We start from the raw sequence: 19,047 nt of genomic DNA on the forward strand, positions 1-19,047 counted from the left end.
TCAGCGCTGGTCGTTGATGTCGCGGTCCCAGATCTTGACCTGCCCCTCGCGGACCCCCACCACGCGGCGCAGAACTAGCCAGGACAATACCGACACGATCGCGAAGATCAGGATCAGCGCCGCAGGCCCGGCCGGGACGCCGATGCCGACCAGGACACCGGTCACCACTGCGCCGATGGCAAAGCCCAGGAAGATAAAGCCGGGAGCCAAGACCTCCAGCACGCCCAAGGCAAAGCCCAGGATCACCCAGACCCACCAGGTTCCCATCAGGGTCGCAAACATCTCAGCCCCGTCCCTTCAGCATCTTGAACGCATCCCCGAAGGCCTCCAGCGCGTTGGCGGGGACGAGGATCGTCTGCTTGCCCTGACCCACGGCCACGGCTTGCAGCGCTTCGACCTGCTTCAGCGCGACCTGGAACTGCGCGGCTTCCAGCCCGTTCTCCTTGATGGCTCCGGCGATGACGCCGGTCGCATAGGCCTCGGCGTCCGCCGTCACCCGGCGCGCCTTGGCGGCCTGCTCGGCGGCATAAAGATCGGCGTCCGCGGCAAGCTCGACCGACCGCTTCTTGCCCTCGGCCTCCATGACCTGTGCCCGGCGCGCGCGTTCGGCGTTCAGCTGCTGCAGCATCGCCGCCCGCGTCGCCTCATCGAGGTTCACGTCCAGGATTTCGGCCCGGGTCACTTCGACGCCCCAGTCATCGACCATCGCCGTGACCTGCTCGCGCACCCGCTCGATCAGCTGCGCGCGGTTCGACTGGACCTGGTCCAGTTCCAGCTTGCCGATCTCGGACCGGACAATACCAGCCACGGTCGTCGCGATGGCCCCGTCCACGTCCCGGATGCGGTAGACGGTCTTCTCCGGCTCCGTCACCCGGTAGAAGACGCTGGTTTCGACCTTAACCAGCACGTTGTCGGCGGTGATGGCATCCTGCGAGGCATTCGGCAGCTGGCGTTCCAGGACGGAGACCTTGTGCGCGATGCGGTCAAGGAACGGCACCACGAAGTTGATGCCGGGCCCAAGCACCGCCCGCAGCCGTCCGAACCGTTCCACGACATGCTTTTCCGACTGCGGGACGATCCGCACGCCCAGGAAAATGCAAAGGATGATGAAAAGCGCGATGGCCAGGTAGACGCCCGGCCAGCCAATCAGAAAGTCAAGATCCACGTCAAATCCTCCGGTTCAACTCCGCCCTGCAGGCGTTGACGGGAATGTGACCCCTCATCCCCGCCTGCGCAAGACCCCCCTTCCTCACTTCCCGCCGCCTCACTTCCCCCTGTCGCCATAAGCGGATAGTGTCGCCGCGCCTGACCTGAACGGAGCCGATCATGACCCAGCGCCTGCATCTCGTCTTTGGGGGCGAGCTTGTGGACCCCCAGAAGAACGTCTTCCGCGACGTCAGCCAGATCCATATCGTCGGGATGTTCCCGGATTACGACAGCGCGTTCAAAGCCTGGAAGGGCGAGGCGCAGCGCACGGTGGACAATGCCCACATGCGCTATTTCATCGCCCATATCCACCGGCTGCGCGATGAATCCCGCCCGGCCTCTGCGACCGAGGAATTGGGCAACTAGACCATGGCCTCCTCGCTTGGTCTGACGCTGTACAACCTTGGTCAGCGGCGCGATCAGGCCGAGGCCGGAACACGACCGGCGCGGCCTGCCGGGCGGCTGGTCTGGCTGCATGCCCCGGGCGAAGGCCTGGTCAGCCCGGTCCGCGCCCTGGCCCGAAGGCTCGTGGAAGAGGACGGGCTGCCCGTCCTGCTGACAGCGCCGGTCGCGGGTCCTGCATTGGACGGCGTGGTGCTGCAGGAACCGCCCCCCGACAACGTCGTGGACGCACGCGCCTTCCTTGACCACTGGCGCCCCGAGGTCGCGATCTTCGCCGGGGGCCAGTTGCGTCCCGCCCTGATGCACGAGGCAGCGGAACGGAAGATTCCGATGCTGATGGTCAACGGCAAGGCCCCCGCCTTCCTGCGCGAACGCGACGGCTGGTATCCCGGCCTGATGCGCAAGATCCTGGGCCGGTTCCGCGGTATCCTGGCCATCGACGAAGCGGCGGCGCGGGCCTTCCGCAAGGGTGGTGCCAACCTGTCATCCGTCGCAGTCATCGGCCGGATGGAGGAGGAAAGCGCGGTCCTGCCGGTGGCCGATGACGACCGCGCCGTGCTGTCCCGGCTGCTGGCGGCGCGCCCGGTCTGGTTCGCCGCCGGGATCACCGAAGCTGAAGAATCCGCCGTCCTGCAGGCCCATCGCCGCGCGATGCAGCATTCGCACCGGCTGCTGCTGATCCTCATGCCCCAACAGCCGTCCCGCGCGGCAGCCTTGGCCAGGGCGCTGCAAGCATCCGGGGACTGGATCGTCGCCGAACGCGCGGCCGAGGAAAGCCCCGACGCCGACGTCGAGATACTGGTGGCCGAAGATCCCGACGAATACGGCCTGTGGTATCGACTTGCGCCGGTCACCTTCCTGGGCGGGACGCTGTCCGGCAAGGGCCCCACCCGCAATCCGATGGAGGCTGCCGTCCTCGGTTCGGCGATCCTGCATGGCCCGAAGACCGGCCAGTCTGGTCCGGTCTTCGGCCGTCTCGGGGCTGCACGGGCGACGCGGGCGGTGGCCTCTGCCGCCGACCTGGGCGAGGCGCTGGGCGATCTTCTGTCGCCCGACCGGGCCGCGCGGTTGGCGCAGGCGGCATGGTCCGTCGCCAGTGAAGGGGCCGAGGTCACCGATACCGTCGTGCAGCGCATTCGCGCCGTCATGGACGGGGAAGACTGATGCGCGCCCCCGCATTCTGGTTCGCTCCACCGGACCGTCCGGGGCTCATCCCGCGCCTTCTGGCGCCCCTTGGCTGGCTTTATGCCGCCGGCACCGCGCGCCGCTTGCGGCAGCCCGGTTACTCGCCGCAGGTCCCGGTCATCTGCGTCGGCAACCTGTCGGCAGGGGGCGCGGGCAAGACACCGACCGTGATCGCGCTCACCGAACGCCTCTTGTCACGCGGGCATGCGGTGCAGGTGGTCAGCCGCGGCTATGGCGGCCAGTTGGAAGGCCCGGTCCGCGTCGACGAGGCCCGCCACCGGGCCGCCGATGTGGGGGACGAACCGCTCCTCCTCTCGGCCTTCGCACCGGTCTGGGTGGCGAAGGACCGCGCTGCCGGCGTCCGCGCAGCCGAGGCGGCCGGGGCGCGGGTGATCCTTCTGGACGATGGGTTCCAGAACCCCGCCGTGAAGCCCTCCCTCGCGCTGGTCGTCGTCGATGCGGCGCGCGGCTTCGGCAATGGTCGCTGCATCCCGGCCGGCCCCCTGCGGGAACCCGTCGCCACGGGCCTTGCCCGCGCCGATCTGGTCCTGACGATTGGCGACGATGCCGCCCAGGCCCGCTTCGACACCACCTGGGGTGTTGCCATCACCGTGCCCCGGTTGCGTGGAGAGCTTAGGCCCCTCGCCATGGGCATGGACTGGACAGGGGAGCGTGTGGTCGCCTTCGCCGGGATCGCCGACCCCTCGCGCTTCTTCGCCACCCTGCGGGCCGAAGGGGCCGACCTGATCCGGGCCGAGGCACTTGGCGATCACGCGACCCTGTCCGACACGCTGATGCGGCGGCTGGATGCTGAGGCCAGCGCCGCGGGGGCGCAGCTCGTCACCACCGAAAAGGACGCCGCCCGCCTGTCGACTGCCTGGCGCACCCGGGTCCTGACGCTGGTCGTCCGGCTGCAGGTGGCGGACTGGTCAGCCCTCGACGCCCGGCTCGCCTCCCTCGGGCTGTAATCGCCCGACCGACATGTGCCGCTTCCGCCCGAACCCCGGCGCACGAGTGACAGTGAACCCCGCCTCGGCCAGCGCGCGGCGGACATGCCCTGCGGCGGTATAGGTCGCAAAGGTCCCACCAGGCGCCGTATGTCGGGCCACTTCGACCATCAGCTCGGGCGACCACAGTTCCGGGTTCTTCGCCGGTGAAAACCCGTCCAGGAACCAGGCATCCGCCCGGCCGTCCCACCTGGGCAAGGTCTCGCGTGCATCCCCCACGATGACCCGCGCCGTGAGGTTCGGAAACTGCAACACCCGCGCCCCCGACGCCCACTGCGCCAGCAGCGGTTTTGCGATGTCTGCAAGGTCGGGGAAAGCCGCAAAGGCCCGCGCCATATCCGTCGCAGGCATCGGAAAGGCTTCGAAACTGGTATATCTGACCCGCCCCGGCCCCCGGTGCGCCAGCAGCACCGCCAGCAGATTCAGCCCGGTCCCGAAGCCCAGTTCGGCAATGTGAAACCCGTCGCACAACCGCCCCGGCAGCCCGTTCCCAGCCAGGAACACATGCCGCGTCTCCTCAAGCCCCCCGGCCAGAGAGAAATAGGGATCGTCGAACTGCCGCGACACCGGGATCAGGTCGTCGCGCCAGTCAAGATCGGGGGGCTGTTCGGCGGCGCTCATCGGGGTTAGTCCTTTGCCCCGTTCATGGTCGTGGGGCAGGGGAATGGCAAGCGTCGACGTGACCGTCCGCGGGGCAGGGATCTTCGGCCTGTCCATCGCCTGGGCCTGCCTTAGGCGCGGCGCCAGGGTCCGGGTGATCGAGACGGCGCACCCCGGCGCAGGCTCCTCCGGAGGGCTGGTCGGCGCGCTTTCTCCTCATGTCCCCGAGGCTTGGAACGCCAAGAAAGCCTTCCAACTGGAAAGCCTCCTCATGGCCGCCGACTGGTGGGCCGCTGTCGAGGCCGCCTCCAACCTCCCCTCCGGCTACGCCCGCCTTGGCCGCCTGCAACCCCTCCCCGACGACCGCGCCGTCGAGGCCGCCCGCCGCCGCGAAAGCGAAGCCGCGACGCTGTGGCGGGGCAGGGCGGTCTGGCAGGTCATCCCCGCCACCGGCGCGGAATGGGAGCCCGTCACCCCCACCGGCTGGCTGGTCCACGACACCCTCTCCGCCCGCCTTTCCCCCCGAATGGGCCTCGCCGCCCTCACTGGCGCGCTGACCGCCCAAGGTGCCGAACTGATCCTCGGCGAAGCCGAAGACACCGGCCTAACCATCCACGCCACCGGCATCGCCGGGCTGCAAGACCTCTCGCAGGCTCTGGGCATCACTCTCGGCTCCGGCGTGAAAGGCCAGGCCCTCTCCCTCCGCCACGACGCCCGCGACCAACCGCAACTCTTCGTCGACGGCCTCCACATCGTCCCCCACGCCGACGGCACTGTCGCCATCGGGTCCACCTCGGAAACCACCTGGACCCACGCCGAAACCGACGCTCAGCTTGACGCCCTCCACGCCAAGGCCATCGCCGCCGTCCCCGCCCTAAGCAAAGCCGAAATCACCGCCCGCTGGGCCGGCATCCGCCCCAAATCCGCCACCCGCGCGCCCGTCCTCGGCGCATGGCCCGGCCGCCCCGGCCACTTCATTGCCAACGGCGGCTTCAAGATTGGCTTCGGTATGGCCTCCAAGGTCGCCGAGGTCATGGCCGACCTCGTCCTCGATGGCCGCGACACCATCCCGCCGGACTTCACCGTGGAAACCCTGCTTCAGAAAACCGCCCGCCGATAGGTGATCGAGGTCGGCCGGTCATACCCCGGATGCGCCGTCCGCCCGACCTCCCGGAACCCCATCGCAAGAAACGCCGCCTGGTTCTCCACCAGCTCCACCCGCGTCTGCAACTCCAGCGCGGGCAGCCCCCGTTCCCGCGCCCGCGCCTCCGCCACGTCGATCAATCGCCGCGCCAGCCCCTGGCCCCGAGACGCCTCATCCACCGCCAGCTTCCCCACATAAAGCACGCCCGGCTTCGGCGTCAGGAACACGCAGGCGACCGGAGCGCCAATCACCCAGATCTCCCCCACCTCCGCCTGCCGCGTCAGCGCCTCCGGCGTCAGATCGCGGAGCGAGGACGGCGGGTCGATCCGACCCTCCATATAGGCGAACGCCCCGTGCAAGAGATGCAACACGGCGGGCCAAAGCGCAGGATCGGTGGCAAGCATCGGTGTCATCCCCACAGACTGCGCCACCCCCAAACGACCCGCAACCCCGCAACATCTTGGGGATAAGCCCGACCCAACCGCCCATATCCAGCGCGCCCGGTTGACTCTGCCGCCCCCCGGCGGGAACATCTCCCACCCGACTCGGATGTGATCCTTGCGCCTGACCAAACTGCGCCTCAACGGCTTCAAAAGCTTTGTCGACCCCACGGATCTGGTGATCCATGAGGGGCTGACCGGCGTTGTCGGCCCGAACGGCTGCGGCAAATCCAACCTCCTGGAGGCGCTCCGCTGGGTCATGGGCGAAAACCGCCCCTCCGCCATGCGCGGCGGCGGGATGGAGGACGTGATCTTCAACGGTGCCGCCACCCGCGGTGCCCGCCACTTCGCCGAAGTTGCCCTGGTGATCGACAACACCGACCGCCTCGCCCCCTCCGGCTTCAATGACTCCGATCAGATCGAGATCGTCCGCCGCATCACCCGCGATGCCGGGTCTGCCTATCGCTGCAATGCCAAGGACGTCCGCGCCCGCGACGTGCAAATGCTGTTTGCCGACGCCTCCACCGGCTCCCATTCCCCCGCGCTGGTGCGGCAGGGCCAGATCTCCGAACTCATCAACGCCAAGCCCAAGGCCCGCCGCCGTGTGCTGGAGGAAGCCGCCGGGATCAGCGGACTTTACGCCCGCCGGCATGAGGCGGAACTCAAACTCTCCGGCGCCGAAACCAACCTGACCCGCGTTGATGACGTGCTGGAAAACCTCGCCCAGCAGCTTTCCGTCCTGACCCGCCAGGCCAAGCAGGCCGCCCGCTACCGCGAGATTTCCGAGGAGTTGCGGAAGTCCGAAGGCATGCTCCTCTGGCGCCGCTGGCGCGAGGCGGACGAGGCGCGGCAAGCGGCCGAAGCCAGCTTGCGCGAACGGCTGATCGCGCAAGGCCAGGCCGAAGCCGCCTCCCGGGGCGCAGGCAAGTCCCGCGAGGCCGCCGAAGACGCCCTGCCGCCCAAGCGTGAGGAGGAGGCCATCGCTGCCGCCATCCTGCAGCGCCTTGTCCTGCAACGCGACGCGCTTGGCGATCAGGAGGCCCGCGCCCTTGCCCAGATCGACGCGCTGAATGGCCGGATCGGTCAACTCACGCAGGACCTTGAGCGCGAGGCGGGCCTGAACCGTGACGCGGGCGAGGTGATCGAGCGGCTGGAATGGGAGATCGAACAGTTCGCCCGCGCCCATGACGGGCATGAGGAGAAGCTGACTGAGGCCGTCGAAGCCGCCCGCGAAGCCGGCGCCGTGCTGGCCGAACGCGAGACATCGCTCGCCGAACTCACCGAAGACGCCGCCCGCCTCGCCGCCCGCCACCAGTCGACGCAGCGGATGCTGTCCGACACCCGCTCGGTCCTCGACCGGGCCGAGGATCAGGCCACCTCCGCCCGCGAAGCCGTCGCCGCCGCCGCCGGTGCGTTGGAGGCCGCAGGCGAGGCCTTCGAGGCCGCCGAGGAAGCGCAGGAAGCCGCCCTCGCCGAAGGCGAAGCCACCGAAGCCGCACTGGAGGCCGCCGAAGCCGCCCGCGCCGAAACCCAGACCCGCGAAGCCGACGCCCGCGCCGCCCGCTCCTCCGCCGAAGGCGAAGCCAATGCGCTGCGGGCTGAAGTCGCCGCTCTCGCGCGCCTGGTGGAACGGGAATCGCAGGCAGGCCATCAGCTTCTCGACCGGCTTGAGGTTCAGCCCGGCTATGAAAAAGCCCTCGGCGCAGCCCTCTCCGACGACCTCCGCGCGCCCGAAGTCGCCAAGGATGCCCGCTCTGGCTGGGCCGTCCTTGCTCCCTACGGCGAGGCGCAGCCCCTCCCCGCCGGGGCCGAGCCTCTGGCGTCCCATGTGAAGGCCCCCGCCGTCCTCGCCCGCCGCCTGTCCCAGATCGGCCTCGTCACCCGCGCTGAAGGCTTCCAGCTACAGGCCGACCTCCGCCCCGGCCAGCGCCTCGTCAGCATCGAAGGCGACCTCTGGCGTTGGGACGGCTTCCGCGCCGGGGCCGAGGACGCCCCCTCTGCCGCCGCCCTCCGCCTGCAGCAGCTGAACCGCCTCGTCCAGCTGAAGCGCGACCTCGAAGACGTCGCCGCCCGTGCAGACGGTGCCCGCCAGGCGCACGAGTCCCTGCAAGCCCGCCTGCAAGAACTCGCCACCGCCGACCAACGCGCCCGCGACGCCCGCCGCGCCGCCGACGCCCGCCTCGCCGAGGCCAACCGCGCCCTGGCCCGCGCCGAGGCCGACCGCTCCATCGCCGGCGGCAAGCTCGAAGCCGCGAAGCTCGCCGTCAGCCGCTTCGAAGATGAAGCCATGGCCGCCCGCGCGCGGTTGAAAGAGGCCGAGGCAGCGGTTGCCGACCTTGGCGATCTGGATGCGGCAAGGGGCGCGGTTGAGGCCGCCAAGATCACCGTCGAGGCCGCCCGCATCACCATGATGACCCGCCGATCGGCCCAGGACGAGGTCCGCCGCGAGGGCGAAGCGCGCACCCGCCGCCGTCAGGAAGCCACCAAGGAGCTTTCCGGCTGGAAGCACCGCCTGGAAACGGCCTCGCGCCGGACTGAGGAACTCACCGAACGACGGTCGGAGACCGAGGAGGAACTGGCCGAGGCGATGCTCGCCCCAGAGGAAATCGCCGCCAAGCGCGACGAACTCGTGGACGCCATCGCCGAGGCCGAAGAGCGCCGCCGCAAAGCCGCCGATGCCCTCGCCGAAGCCGAAGCCGCCCTCCGCGAAGCCGCAATGGCAGAACGCGAGGCCGAGCGCCTGGCCGGGGAGGCCCGCGAATCCCGCGCCCGCGCCGAAGCCCGCCTCGATGCCGCCCGCGAAGGCGTGGCGCTGGCCGCAGAACGGATCGCCGAGGAAGACGACCGCACCCCCGACGAGCTTCTCACCAGCCTCCGCACCGACCCCGACAAGATGCCCGACGCCGAGACGCTGGACCACGACGTCTCCCGCCTGAAACGGCAGCGCGAGGCTCTGGGGGCCGTCAACCTCCGCGCCGAGGAAGATGCCAAGGCCGTTGAGACCGAATACGACACGCTGGCCGCCGAAAAGTCCGATCTCGAAGAGGCGATCAAGAAACTCCGCGCCGGGATCGCTGGCCTGAACAAGGAAGGCCGTGAACGCCTGCTGACCGCCTTCGAACAGGTCAACGCCAACTTCGCGACCCTCTTCACCCACCTCTTCGGAGGCGGCGAAGCGCGGCTTGTCCTCGTCGAATCCGACGACCCGCTGGAGGCCGGTCTTGAAATCCTCTGCCAACCCCCCGGCAAGAAACTGGCGACCCTCTCGCTCCTCTCCGGCGGCGAACAGACCCTCACCGCGCTCGCCCTTATCTTCGGCGTCTTCCTCGCGAACCCCGCCCCCATCTGCGTCCTCGACGAAGTCGACGCGCCGCTGGACGACGCCAACGTCACCCGCTTCTGCGACCTCCTCGACGAGATGACCCGCCGCACCGACACGCGGTTCCTCATCATCACCCACCATGCGGTTACGATGGCCCGCATGGACCGCCTCTTCGGCGTGACGATGCAGGAGCAGGGGGTCAGCCAGCTGGTCTCCGTCGACCTGAAGAAGGCCGAGGCTCTGGTCGCCTGACGCGGGCGCATGGTTAACCGGTTGGCAACCAGAATCAGTCAGAACGGTACGTGAACAAAACGTAGCCGGGACCTGAACATGCAGTTGCTCCTCTCCACCGCCACGATCCTCGTTCTCTTTGCCTGGGCCCAGGATCAGGTGTCGAACATGGCCCCCGCCTGGTCGCCCTTCGCGGCCATCGAAACCACCCTCGAACCCTGACCCTCCGTTCGCGCGTCGTGGCGAAAACGGCGGCGCGCGTGGCGAAAACCGACGGCTCCCTGCGCCGGATCGGGCCTAGAACAGGCCCAGATGCAGGAGAAGGCCGATGCGCTATTCCGGATTTCGGGTCATTGCCGAGGCATTGACCGGCCACAAGGGGTGGAAACCCGTCTGGCGCGACCCCGAGCCCCAACCCGAATACGATTACATCATCATCGGCGGCGGTGGGCACGGGCTCGCCACGGCCTACTATCTTGCCAAGGAATTCAAGCAATCGCGCATCGCGGTGCTGGAAAAGGGCTACCTCGGCGGCGGCAATGTGGGCCGGAACACCACGATCATCCGGTCGAACTACCTCCTCGACGGCAACGAGCCCTTCTACGAATTCTCGCTGAAGCTCTGGGAAGGGCTTGAGCAGGACTTCAACTACAACGCGATGGTCTCGCAGCGCGGGATCATCAACCTGATCCACACCGACGCGCAGCGTGATGCGGCCACCCGGCGTGGCAATGCGATGATCATGCACGGGGCGGACGCCCGGCTTCTCAGCCGGGACGAGGTCCGCCAGATGTACCCCTGGCTCAACTTCGACAACGCCCGCTTCCCGATCAAGGGCGCGCTGATGCAGCCGCGCGGCGGGACGGTGCGGCACGACGCAGTGGCCTGGGGCTATGCCCGTGGGGCTGACAGCCGCGGCGTGGACCTGATCCAGAACTGCGAAGTCACCGGAATGCGGATCGAGAACGGTCGCATCAAGGGTGTCGAGACCACCCGCGGCTACATCGGCGCGAAGAAGGTCGGCGTGGCAGTGGCGGGGTCTTCTTCGAAGGTCATGGCCCATGCCGGAATGCGGCTGCCCATCGAAAGCCACGTCCTCCAAGCCTTTGTTTCCGAAGGCCTGAAGCCCCTGATCGACGGCGTGATGACCTTCGGCGCGGGGCACTTCTACGTCAGCCAGTCCGACAAGGGCGGCCTCGTCTTCGGCGGCGACATCGACGGCTACAATTCCTACGCCCAACGCGGCAATCTGCCGGTGATCGAGGACGTGGCCGAGGGCGGCATGGCGCTCATGCCCGCCATCGGGCGCGTGCGTCTCCTCCGGACCTGGGGCGGGATCATGGACATGTCGATGGACGGCTCGCCCATCATCGACAAGACGGGGGTCGAGGGCCTCTACTTCAACGGCGGCTGGTGCTACGGCGGCTTCAAGGCCACCCCGGCGTCGGGCTGGTGCTTCGCACATCTGTTGGCGAAGGACGAACCACACAACACCGCCACGGCCTACCGCTTCGACCGGTTCCTCAAGGGGCTGATGATCGATGAAAAGGGCCAGGGCGCCCAGCCGAACCTGCATTGACGGAATAATCGAATGATCATTCACCATCCGATCCTCGGCCCCCGCGATGCGCAGGAATTCGTCTATCTCGGCGACGCCTCCCTCATGGACCGGCCCGATGGCATGACCGCCGGGATCGAAGCGTTCCACGACTACCTCTACCAGCGGACCAACCCGGCGGGCGAGCACCAGGAGCTCTGGTATCACGAACAGGGCGACCGGTCCTGGCTTGTCGTCACCCGCAACACCGTCACGCATGAGATCACCAAGGTCGAACTCGCCCGCGATGTGGCGCTGGCCCGGGGGCGCAGCAAATGACCCAGTCGCACCGTATCGACGGCGGCCAGATCGACCGCACCAAGACCCTCCGCTTCACCTTCGACGGCCTCCCCTACCAGGGCCATCCGGGCGACACTTTGGCCTCGGCGCTGCTGGCGAACGGCGTCAAGCTGATGGGCCGCAGCTTCAAGTATCACCGCCCGCGCGGGCCGATCTCTGCGGGGTCAGAGGAACCGAACGCGTTGGTCGAACTGCGCAGCGGCGGACGGCAGGAACCGAACACCCGTGCCACGGTGGCCGAACTCTATGACGGCCTCAGCGCGAACAGCCAGAACCGCTGGCCGTCTCTCCGCTTCGACGCGATGGGGGTCAACGACAAGCTGTCGACCTTCTTCGCGGCCGGGTTCTATTACAAGACCTTCATGTGGCCCAAGTCCTTCTGGGAAAAGCTTTATGAGCCGATCATCCGCCGCGCTGCAGGCCTCGGCTCTGTCACGCGCGAGGAGGACCCGGACGAATACGACAAAGGCTTCCTGCACTGCGACCTCCTCGTCATCGGGGCCGGTCCCACGGGCCTGATGGCCGCCCTGACCGCTGGTCGCGCGGGCAAGCGCGTCATCCTCGCCGACGAGGATTTCCGCATGGGCGGGCGTCTCAACGCCGAGACCTACGCCATCGGCAACACCCCCGGCGCGGACTGGGCGGCGGCCACCGTGGCCGAACTCACCTCGTTGCCGAACGTCCGCCTGATGACCCGCACCACCGTCATCGGCACCTTCGACCACGGTATCTATTCTGCGGTGGAACGGGTCTCTGACCACTTGCCGACCCCCGCCAAAGGCAAGCCCCGCCAGATCCTCTGGCGCATCTACACCCACCGCGCGATCCTGGCGGGCGGGGCCACCGAACGCCCCATCGCGTTTGAAAACAACGACCGTCCCGGCATCATGATGGCCGGCGCGCTGCGGGCCTATGCCAACCGCTGGGGCGTGTCAGCGGGACAGCGCATCGCGGTCTTTACCAACAACGATGACGGCCTGCGCACTGCGCTGGACCTTCAGTCCAAGGGCGTCGACGTTGTCGCGGTGATCGACAGCCGCGAGGGGGGCGATCTCCTCCCCGGCATCCGCCACCTGCGTGGGGCCGAAGTCATCGACACATCCGGCAAACTCGGCCTGAAGACCATCAATGTCCGCCAATCGAACGGTCGTGCGGAAACGATTGGCGTTGACGCTCTTGGGGTCTCCGGTGGCTGGAACCCGAATGTGAACATCCACTCACATCACCGATCCCGCCCCGTCTACGATGCTGCCATCGCCGCCTTCGTCCCAGGCCCCGAAGGCCCCCCCGGCCTTCTCGTCGCCGGCGCCGCAGCCGGTAAACTCTCCACCCACGCCGCGCTGAAGACCGGCCGCGACGCCGCCCTCGCCGCGCTCGACCTCACCTCCGCCCCCGACCTGCCCCAGGCCGAGGACGCGCCGGTGCGCATCGCGCCCCTCTGGCACGTCCACCACGGCAAGGGCCGCGCCTGGATCGACCAGCAGAACGACGTCACCGTCAAGGACGTGAAGCTTGCCAAGCAGGAAAACTTCACCTCCGTCGAACACCTCAAACGCTACACCACGCTTGGCATGGCGACCGACCAGGGCAAGACCGGCAACGTCATCGGCCTGGCGATCATGGCCGAACTCACCGGCCGCTCGATCTCTGAGACCGGCACCACGATCTACCGCCCGCCCTACACCCCCGTTGCGATGGGCGCCTTGGCCGGACGGTCAAGAGGCAAGGAATTCAAGCCCTTCCGCCTGACCCCCAGCCACCACTGGGCCAAGGAACAGGGCGCGATCTTTGTCGAGGTCGGCAACTGGCTTCGCACCCAATGGGTCCCGAAACCGGGCGAAACCGAATGGCGGCAGTCGGTCGACCGTGAGGTCCTGGCGACCCGCAAATCGGTCGGCATCTGCGACGTCACCACGCTCGGCAAGATCGACATCCAGGGCACCGACGCGGGCGCCTTCCTCGACAAGGTCTACGCCAACACCTTTTCCACCCTCGCCGTTGGCAAGTGCCGATACGGGCTGATGCTCCGCGAGGACGGGATCGTCTTCGACGACGGCACCACAGCCCGGATGGGCGAGAACGAATACGTCATGACCACCACCACCGCCAACGCCGTGACGGTGTTCCGCCACCTGGAATTCTGCCGTCAGTGCCTCTGGCCGGATATGGACGTCCAGCTCATCTCGACCACCGAAGCCTGGGCGCAGTTCTCGGTCGCGGGTCCGAACGCACGGAACCTGCTGGAGAAAGTCGTCGACCAGGACATCTCTGACGCCGCCTTCCCCTACATGGGCGCGGGCAACATCACGGTCGGCGGCCTCCGCGCGCGTCTTTTCCGGATCAGCTTCTCGGGCGAACTGGCCTATGAAATCGCCGTCCCCACCCGCTACGGCGACGCCCTCCTGCGCGAGATGCTGGCGAAGGGAGCCGAATTCGACCCCATCGTCTACGGCACCGAAGCGCTGGGCGTGATGCGGATCGAAAAGGGCCATGTCGCGGGGGGCGAGCTGAACGGCCAATCCACCGCGCTGAACATGGGGCTGGGCAAGATGGTGTCGAAGAAGAAGGATTCCATCGGCATGGTCCTTTCCCAGCGCGAAGGACTGACCGACGAAAACGGCTACCGCCTCGTCGGCGTCAAACCCGTCGATCCGAACGGCAAGCTGACCGCCGGCAGTCACTTCCTGGAGAAGGGCGCGGCCCCCGTGGCGGCGAACGATGGCGGCTGGCTGACCTCCAAGGTCTACTCGCCGCATCTGGGCCACGACATCGCGCTGGGCTACCTCAAGGGCGGCGACAAGAAGATCGGCCAGCGGATGCGGATCGTGAACCTGCTCGCGGGCCTCGATACCGAGGTCGAGATCATCTCGCCCCACATGTTCGACCCGGAAGGAGAGCGCCTCCGTGGCTAGCCTGCAGCCCCTCACCGCCCTCGGCCGCCGCGAGGCCACAACCGTCACCCACGGCCCGCTGACCATCACGGAACGCACCGACGTCGCCCTCGCCTCTGTCGCCGCCCGCAAGGGCCGCAGCGCCGACCTTGCCAAGGCCGCGCAGAAGGCAGGCGTCCCCCTCCCCGGCCCCGCCACCCACCAGCAAGGCACCCCGTACTCTGCCTTCTGGACCGCCCCCGAGATGTGGTTCGTCGAGGCCCCTTACGCCACCCACGAACTTATCGCCGACCTCCTGAAATCCGCCCTCGGCGACGCCGCCAGCATCACCGAACAGACCGACGCCTGGGTCGCCTTCGACCTGGCGGCCCCTGACCTGACGCCCCTTCTCGAACGTCTCTGCAACGTGGATTACACTGCAAAGCCAGACGGTTACGCCACCCGAACCGTGATCGAACACCTCGGCGTCTACCTTATCAAGCACGGCCCCGGCGCGGCCCGGCTTTACGGTCCGCGGTCCAGCGCCGAAAGCCTCCTCCACGCCATCGAGACCGCCGCCCATTCCGCCTTCTAGCGCTGCGCCCAGGCAAAAGCGCGGGTCAAGAAGTCTGACGCATCCTTCACAACCGGTGTGCCATGCGCCATGACCACGCTCTTGACGGGCCAGTCTGAAACGACCTGCAACGCGGCTCGCAGGACGGTTCTGTCCGTAAAGGCCAACCGGAACTTGCGGGGAACTGCCGGTTCGTCGCCCGTCATAAGATCGGCCCGAGCAACCAGGGCGCGCCAGCCCTTGAACCAGCCATTGGGCAGGTTCTGCAGAAGATCGGTGAACACGACAGTTCCGCTTTGCCGGTGGAAAAAGACCACCTCGTCCGCGATGCGGTTGCGCAGCACGATCTGATCCACTTCGTTCGCCCAGTCGGAATGCGGTTCAGCAGACAGATCAGCACCAAATGCTATGTCGGGACGTCGCGCGCGCAATCCAGGTGACGCGTGCAGCAGTGCGTCCGGAAAGGCCGATTTCCAGTCCAAGAGAAAAAGGTTGTGCAACTTGGTGGGTGAGATGATGTGCCGGACCGACCCCAGTTTCCGCACCGCTGATATCAACGCCCCGGTCGCTTGCACCGGAGAGATCAGGATCAGGCTGCCCCCGGAAAGCCGGATCAGCACCATGCGGGTCGGATAGTGGAAGCCAGCCGCCGCCGTGACCGGAGACCCCTCTGCAAGCCATATGTCGGGGCCAAACTCTTCAACCAGCATCAACCTTACCTTCCCATGCAGTCAGCTTACGTCGGACGGTCACGCACATCCACCGCAGAAGCTTGCCTCATGGCGTGTTTCCCGGTAGTGAAATCAGAAGTATTGGTTTCACTGCAGGGTCATTTCATGTCCGACGGCACAGCCAACCCAGCCCTCCCGCGCGGCAAGCCTGCCTTCGACCAGGACCCGCACCGGGTCCGCGAAATCACCGAGCGCAACCTGGAGGCCGCCATCGGGCGTGAGGTCCGCAATTTTCGCCGCCAGCAGGGCATGACCGTCGCCGACCTCGCCAATGTGACCGGCCTCTCCATCGGGATGCTGTCGAAGATCGAGAACGGCAACACCTCGCCGTCCCTCACGACCCTCCAGGTCCTCAGCCACGCGTTTTCCGTCCCGGTCACCGCCTTCTTCCGCAGCTACGAGGAACGGCGCGAGGCGCAGCACGTCCGGGCCGGAGAGCACGTCGAAATCGAACGCCGCGGCACCCGGGCCGGACACCAGTACAACCTGCTGGGCCACATCGGCTCGAACAACTCGGGCGTGGTGGTGGAGCCCTACATCATCACCCTGACCACCGAGAGCGACACCTTCCCGGCCTTCCAGCACGAAGGCCTCGAACTCCTCTACATGCTGGAGGGTGAGGTCGACTACCGCCACGGCGACACGGTCTATCCGCTGAAAGCCGGCGACAGCCTGTTCTTCGACGCCGACGCGCCGCATGGGCCGGAGGGGCTGGTCAAGCTCCCGGCGCGCTACCTGTCCGTGATCGCCTATCCGCAGGGCTGACATGCTGACCGACCTCGCCGCCATCGTCGGCGCATCGAACGTCCTGACCGGCCCCGACATGGCCCGCTATGCTCGCGACTGGATGGGCCGCTACGAAGGCCAACCCGTGGCCGTCGTTCGCCCCGCCTCCACCGCCGAAGTCGCGGCCTGCGTGAAGATCGCTGCGCAGCATTCCGTCCCCATCGTCCCCATCTCCGGCAACACCGGCCTCGTCGGCGGCACCATGACGCGTGGAGGCCTCCTCCTGACGCTGGAACGGATGAACCGCATCCGCCAGGTCAAGCGCGACGCCCGGCTTGTCATCGCCGAGGCCGGCGTCATCCTCACTCGCCTCCACGAAGCCGCTGAAAAGGAAGGGCTCTACTTCCCCCTCTGGTTCGGCGCCCGCGGGTCCGCCATGCTGGGTGGGGTCCTGTCCACCAATGCCGGGGGCTCCAACGTCCTCCGCTACGGCTCCACTCGCGGCCTTTGCTTGGGGCTGGAGGTCGTCCTCCCGGACGGGCGCGTGCTGAACCTCATGTCAGAGCTTCACAAGGACAACTCCGGCTACGATCTGAAAAATCTTTTCATCGGGGCGGAAGGCACGCTCGGCATCATCACCGCCGCCGTGATGAAACTGGTCCCCGCGCCACGCGCCCACGCCACCGCCACCCTCGCCGCCCGTTCCCTCCCCGACGCGTTGACCCTCCTCAACCGGATGCAGGAAGCCACCGGCGGCCGGGTCGAGGCCTTCGAGTTCATGCCCCGCACCTATTCCGAGCGCCTCCGCGAAGCCCGCCCCGATCTCGGCCTCCCCTTCGACCACATCCCCGAAATCACCATCCTGATCGAGGCCGCCACCACCGTCCCCCACGAAGCCACCCCGGATGCGAACGGCGACATCGCCCTCGTCCTCACCCTGGAGACCATCCTGGCCGAGATGATGGAGGCGGGCCTCATCACCGACGCCATCCTCGCCCGCAACGAACAGCAGCGCCGCGCGATGTGGGCCCGACGCGAGGCCGCCGCCGAGATCGGCGTCGGCCTTCACCCCGAGGTCGATACCGACGTCTGCCTTCCCCTCGACAAGGTCGACACTTTCCTCACGACGGCCATCCAGCGCCTCGAAGCCCTAGACCCCGGCGCCCGCACCATCACCGTGGCCCACCTTGGCGACGGCAACCTCCACTTCACTGCCTATCCCACCCGCGACGACAAGCACCTCAAGGACCAGGTGCTTGAAGCCATCGAGGACATCGTCGCCGACCTCGGCGGCAGCTTCTCGGCGGAACACGGCGTGGGCCTTTCCAAACTTCCCTCGATGAAACGCCGCAAGGACCCCGTCGCACTGGACGTCATGCGGACGCTGAAACAGGCGCTTGACCCGCAGGGTCTGATGAACCCCGGAAAGGTGATCCCGAACTGACCTTGCCGCCCCCACGGCGGCGGGATACCCAAGCGCAATGTCCGCCATCCGCCTCTGCCTGACCGACCCGGCGCTGCGCGCAGCGGGCCTCGTCATGGCCCTGCAGGGCGCCGTGGTCTGCTCCTTCGGCCCCTACTTCTCCACCCTCGCCGTCCATACCTTCGGCTTCGGCGACCACGGCTATGCCGTCCTCCTTGCGCTCTCTTCCCTCGTCTCCGTCTCGGCCTCCGTCATCGGCGGCATCCGCGCCGACCAGACCGCGAACCGCCGCCGCATCACCCTTGCCGCCGTCTGCGCCCTCCTCCTCGGCACCGGCCTCATGACCGTCACCCCCGGCCCCTGGGTCTTTGCCCTGACCGTCGCTCTCCTGATCCCGATCAGCGGCATCACCTTCGGCCAGGTCTTCGCCCTCGCCCGCCTCGCCGCCACCCGCTACCCGCCTCAGGACCGCGACGGCATCCTGGCCGTGATCCGCGCCCTCTTCGCCGCGCCCTTCATCGTCGTCCTGCCCCTCTGGTCCGTCGCTTTCGCCGCAGGCGCACAGGTCACCCTGATCTTCCCCGTGGCGCTTCTCCTGACTGCCGCCATGCTAACCGCCGTCCTCCGCCTCTGGCCCGCCGACGGGAGCACCCCCTGGGACGACCACCCCTCGGGCCTTTCCTTCCGCGCCGCACTGTCCGAGATGGGCCACCCCCGCATCGCCGCCCGCGTCATCGCCCTGGGCGCGGTCTTCAGCGCCTCAACCGTCTACATGGCGATCATCTCGCTGGTGATGGTGCCCGAGATCGGCCGCGGCACACAGGACGTCGCCCTCTACGTCGGCCTCGTCGCGGGCCTCGAAGTCCCCTTCATGCTGCTGATCCCCAACCTGACCCGAGGGATCCCGCGCACCCGCCTGATCTTCGCCGGGGCCGCGCTCTACTGCGTCCACGTGGCGCTGCTCCCCGTCCTCGCAGCCACACCCTTCGTCTGGCTCCTCGTCCTCCCCGCCGCCGTGGGTGGGGCCGTGACCTTGACCGTCCCCATCGCCTACCTGCAGGACCTCCTCGCCGACCGACCCGGGGCAGGGGCCTCGCTCATGGCCGTCCAGCGCCTTGCAGGGGATGCCACCGCCGCCACCTGCTTCGCGCTTGGCACCACGCTCGCCGGTTACGGCACCGTAGCCCTGCTGGGGGTCGCCGCGTCGCTGATCGGAGCCACCGCCCTCTGGGCCGCCGACCGCCGCTGATTTTCTGCGCAGCAACGGTGCAGCAATGCTGCAACCAATG

General features: G+C 67.8%; 18 protein-coding genes. 13 read left to right on the forward strand and 5 right to left on the reverse strand.

Features of this window, described 5'->3' with window-relative positions; translation table 11 throughout:
- Positions 1-282 carry an NfeD family protein gene (locus AC2EAL_RS05700; RefSeq protein WP_484723198.1) on the reverse strand — a complete coding sequence of 94 codons (282 nt, stop codon included), beginning with the start codon at positions 280-282 and terminating at the stop codon, positions 1-3.
- A 1-nt stretch (position 283) separates the two neighbouring features.
- Entirely contained in the window at positions 284-1,165 is an 882-nt protein-coding gene (locus AC2EAL_RS05705) for an SPFH domain-containing protein (RefSeq protein WP_137109915.1), read from the reverse strand.
- 161 nt (positions 1,166-1,326) lie between these two features.
- Here AC2EAL_RS05705 and AC2EAL_RS05710 point away from each other — a divergent pair, with 161 nt between their 5' ends.
- Genes AC2EAL_RS05710 through lpxK form a run of 3 tightly spaced genes read left to right on the forward strand, consistent with a single transcriptional unit; the run spans position 1,327 to position 3,761 of the window.
- A complete protein-coding gene (locus tag AC2EAL_RS05710; protein ID WP_484723199.1) occupies positions 1,327-1,572 on the forward strand; it encodes a DUF4170 domain-containing protein in 246 nt (81 codons plus the stop codon).
- Between the two features lie 3 nt (positions 1,573-1,575).
- The gene (locus AC2EAL_RS05715; protein ID WP_484723200.1) at positions 1,576-2,772 is read left to right on the forward strand and encodes a 3-deoxy-D-manno-octulosonic acid transferase; all 1,197 of its coding nucleotides are present in this window, start codon (positions 1,576-1,578) and stop codon (positions 2,770-2,772) included.
- Positions 2,772-3,761, forward strand: a complete 990-nt coding sequence (lpxK, locus tag AC2EAL_RS05720) for a tetraacyldisaccharide 4'-kinase (protein ID WP_484723201.1) — start codon at positions 2,772-2,774, stop codon at positions 3,759-3,761. The genes AC2EAL_RS05715 and lpxK overlap by 1 nt, the downstream gene beginning before the upstream one ends.
- Here lpxK and mnmC2 read toward each other — a convergent pair.
- Complete coding sequence (mnmC2, locus tag AC2EAL_RS05725; RefSeq protein ID WP_484723202.1) at positions 3,723-4,421, reverse strand: tRNA (5-methylaminomethyl-2-thiouridine)(34)-methyltransferase MnmC2; 699 nt, start codon at positions 4,419-4,421, stop codon at positions 3,723-3,725. The genes lpxK and mnmC2 overlap by 39 nt on opposite strands.
- Positions 4,422-4,464: 43 nt before the next feature.
- Between mnmC2 and AC2EAL_RS05730 the strand changes: the two genes are divergently transcribed.
- Positions 4,465-5,520 carry an NAD(P)/FAD-dependent oxidoreductase gene (locus AC2EAL_RS05730; protein WP_484723203.1) on the forward strand — a complete coding sequence of 352 codons (1,056 nt, stop codon included), beginning with the start codon at positions 4,465-4,467 and terminating at the stop codon, positions 5,518-5,520.
- Here AC2EAL_RS05730 and AC2EAL_RS05735 read toward each other — a convergent pair.
- Positions 5,499-5,957 (reverse strand): GNAT family N-acetyltransferase, encoded by a 459-nt coding sequence (locus AC2EAL_RS05735; RefSeq protein WP_484723204.1) that lies wholly within the window; start codon positions 5,955-5,957, stop codon positions 5,499-5,501. The two genes, AC2EAL_RS05730 and AC2EAL_RS05735, sit on opposite strands and share 22 nt — an antisense overlap.
- Before the next feature lie 145 nt (positions 5,958-6,102).
- On the opposite strand from AC2EAL_RS05735, the gene smc reads away from it, so the two are divergent.
- From smc to AC2EAL_RS05765, 6 genes are all read left to right on the forward strand, one after another.
- Positions 6,103-9,558, forward strand: a complete 3,456-nt coding sequence (smc, locus tag AC2EAL_RS05740) for a chromosome segregation protein SMC (protein WP_484723205.1) — start codon at positions 6,103-6,105, stop codon at positions 9,556-9,558.
- Between the two features lie 78 nt (positions 9,559-9,636).
- Positions 9,637-9,759, forward strand: a complete 123-nt coding sequence (locus AC2EAL_RS05745) for a hypothetical protein (protein WP_484723206.1) — start codon at positions 9,637-9,639, stop codon at positions 9,757-9,759.
- A gap of 106 nt (positions 9,760-9,865) precedes the next feature.
- On the forward strand, positions 9,866-11,116 hold the full coding sequence (locus tag AC2EAL_RS05750) for a sarcosine oxidase subunit beta family protein (protein ID WP_484723207.1): 1,251 nt from the start codon (positions 9,866-9,868) through the stop codon (positions 11,114-11,116).
- A gap of 12 nt (positions 11,117-11,128) precedes the next feature.
- A complete protein-coding gene (locus tag AC2EAL_RS05755) occupies positions 11,129-11,413 on the forward strand; it encodes a sarcosine oxidase subunit delta (protein WP_484723208.1) in 285 nt (94 codons plus the stop codon).
- Positions 11,410-14,346, forward strand: a complete 2,937-nt coding sequence (locus tag AC2EAL_RS05760; RefSeq protein ID WP_484723209.1) for a sarcosine oxidase subunit alpha family protein — start codon at positions 11,410-11,412, stop codon at positions 14,344-14,346. The genes AC2EAL_RS05755 and AC2EAL_RS05760 overlap by 4 nt, the downstream gene beginning before the upstream one ends.
- Positions 14,339-14,899, forward strand: a complete 561-nt coding sequence (locus AC2EAL_RS05765; RefSeq protein WP_484723210.1) for a sarcosine oxidase subunit gamma — start codon at positions 14,339-14,341, stop codon at positions 14,897-14,899. Before AC2EAL_RS05760 ends, AC2EAL_RS05765 begins: the two co-directional genes overlap by 8 nt.
- Here AC2EAL_RS05765 and AC2EAL_RS05770 read toward each other — a convergent pair.
- Entirely contained in the window at positions 14,896-15,501 is a 606-nt protein-coding gene (locus tag AC2EAL_RS05770; RefSeq protein ID WP_484723211.1) for a DUF4336 domain-containing protein, read from the reverse strand. The genes AC2EAL_RS05765 and AC2EAL_RS05770 overlap by 4 nt on opposite strands.
- A gap of 213 nt (positions 15,502-15,714) precedes the next feature.
- Here AC2EAL_RS05770 and AC2EAL_RS05775 point away from each other — a divergent pair, with 213 nt between their 5' ends.
- Genes AC2EAL_RS05775 through AC2EAL_RS05785 form a run of 3 tightly spaced genes read left to right on the forward strand, consistent with a single transcriptional unit; the run spans position 15,715 to position 19,007 of the window.
- Positions 15,715-16,374: a helix-turn-helix domain-containing protein gene (locus AC2EAL_RS05775; RefSeq protein ID WP_484723212.1), complete on the forward strand. Its 660-nt coding sequence runs from the start codon at positions 15,715-15,717 to the stop codon at positions 16,372-16,374.
- Between the two features lies 1 nt (position 16,375).
- Positions 16,376-17,779 carry an FAD-binding oxidoreductase gene (locus tag AC2EAL_RS05780; RefSeq protein WP_484723213.1) on the forward strand — a complete coding sequence of 468 codons (1,404 nt, stop codon included), beginning with the start codon at positions 16,376-16,378 and terminating at the stop codon, positions 17,777-17,779.
- Between the two features lie 37 nt (positions 17,780-17,816).
- On the forward strand, positions 17,817-19,007 hold the full coding sequence (locus AC2EAL_RS05785) for an MFS transporter (RefSeq protein ID WP_484723214.1): 1,191 nt from the start codon (positions 17,817-17,819) through the stop codon (positions 19,005-19,007).
- The last annotated feature ends 40 nt before the right edge of the window (positions 19,008-19,047 follow it).

The organism is Tabrizicola sp. T74, assembly GCF_057219935.1.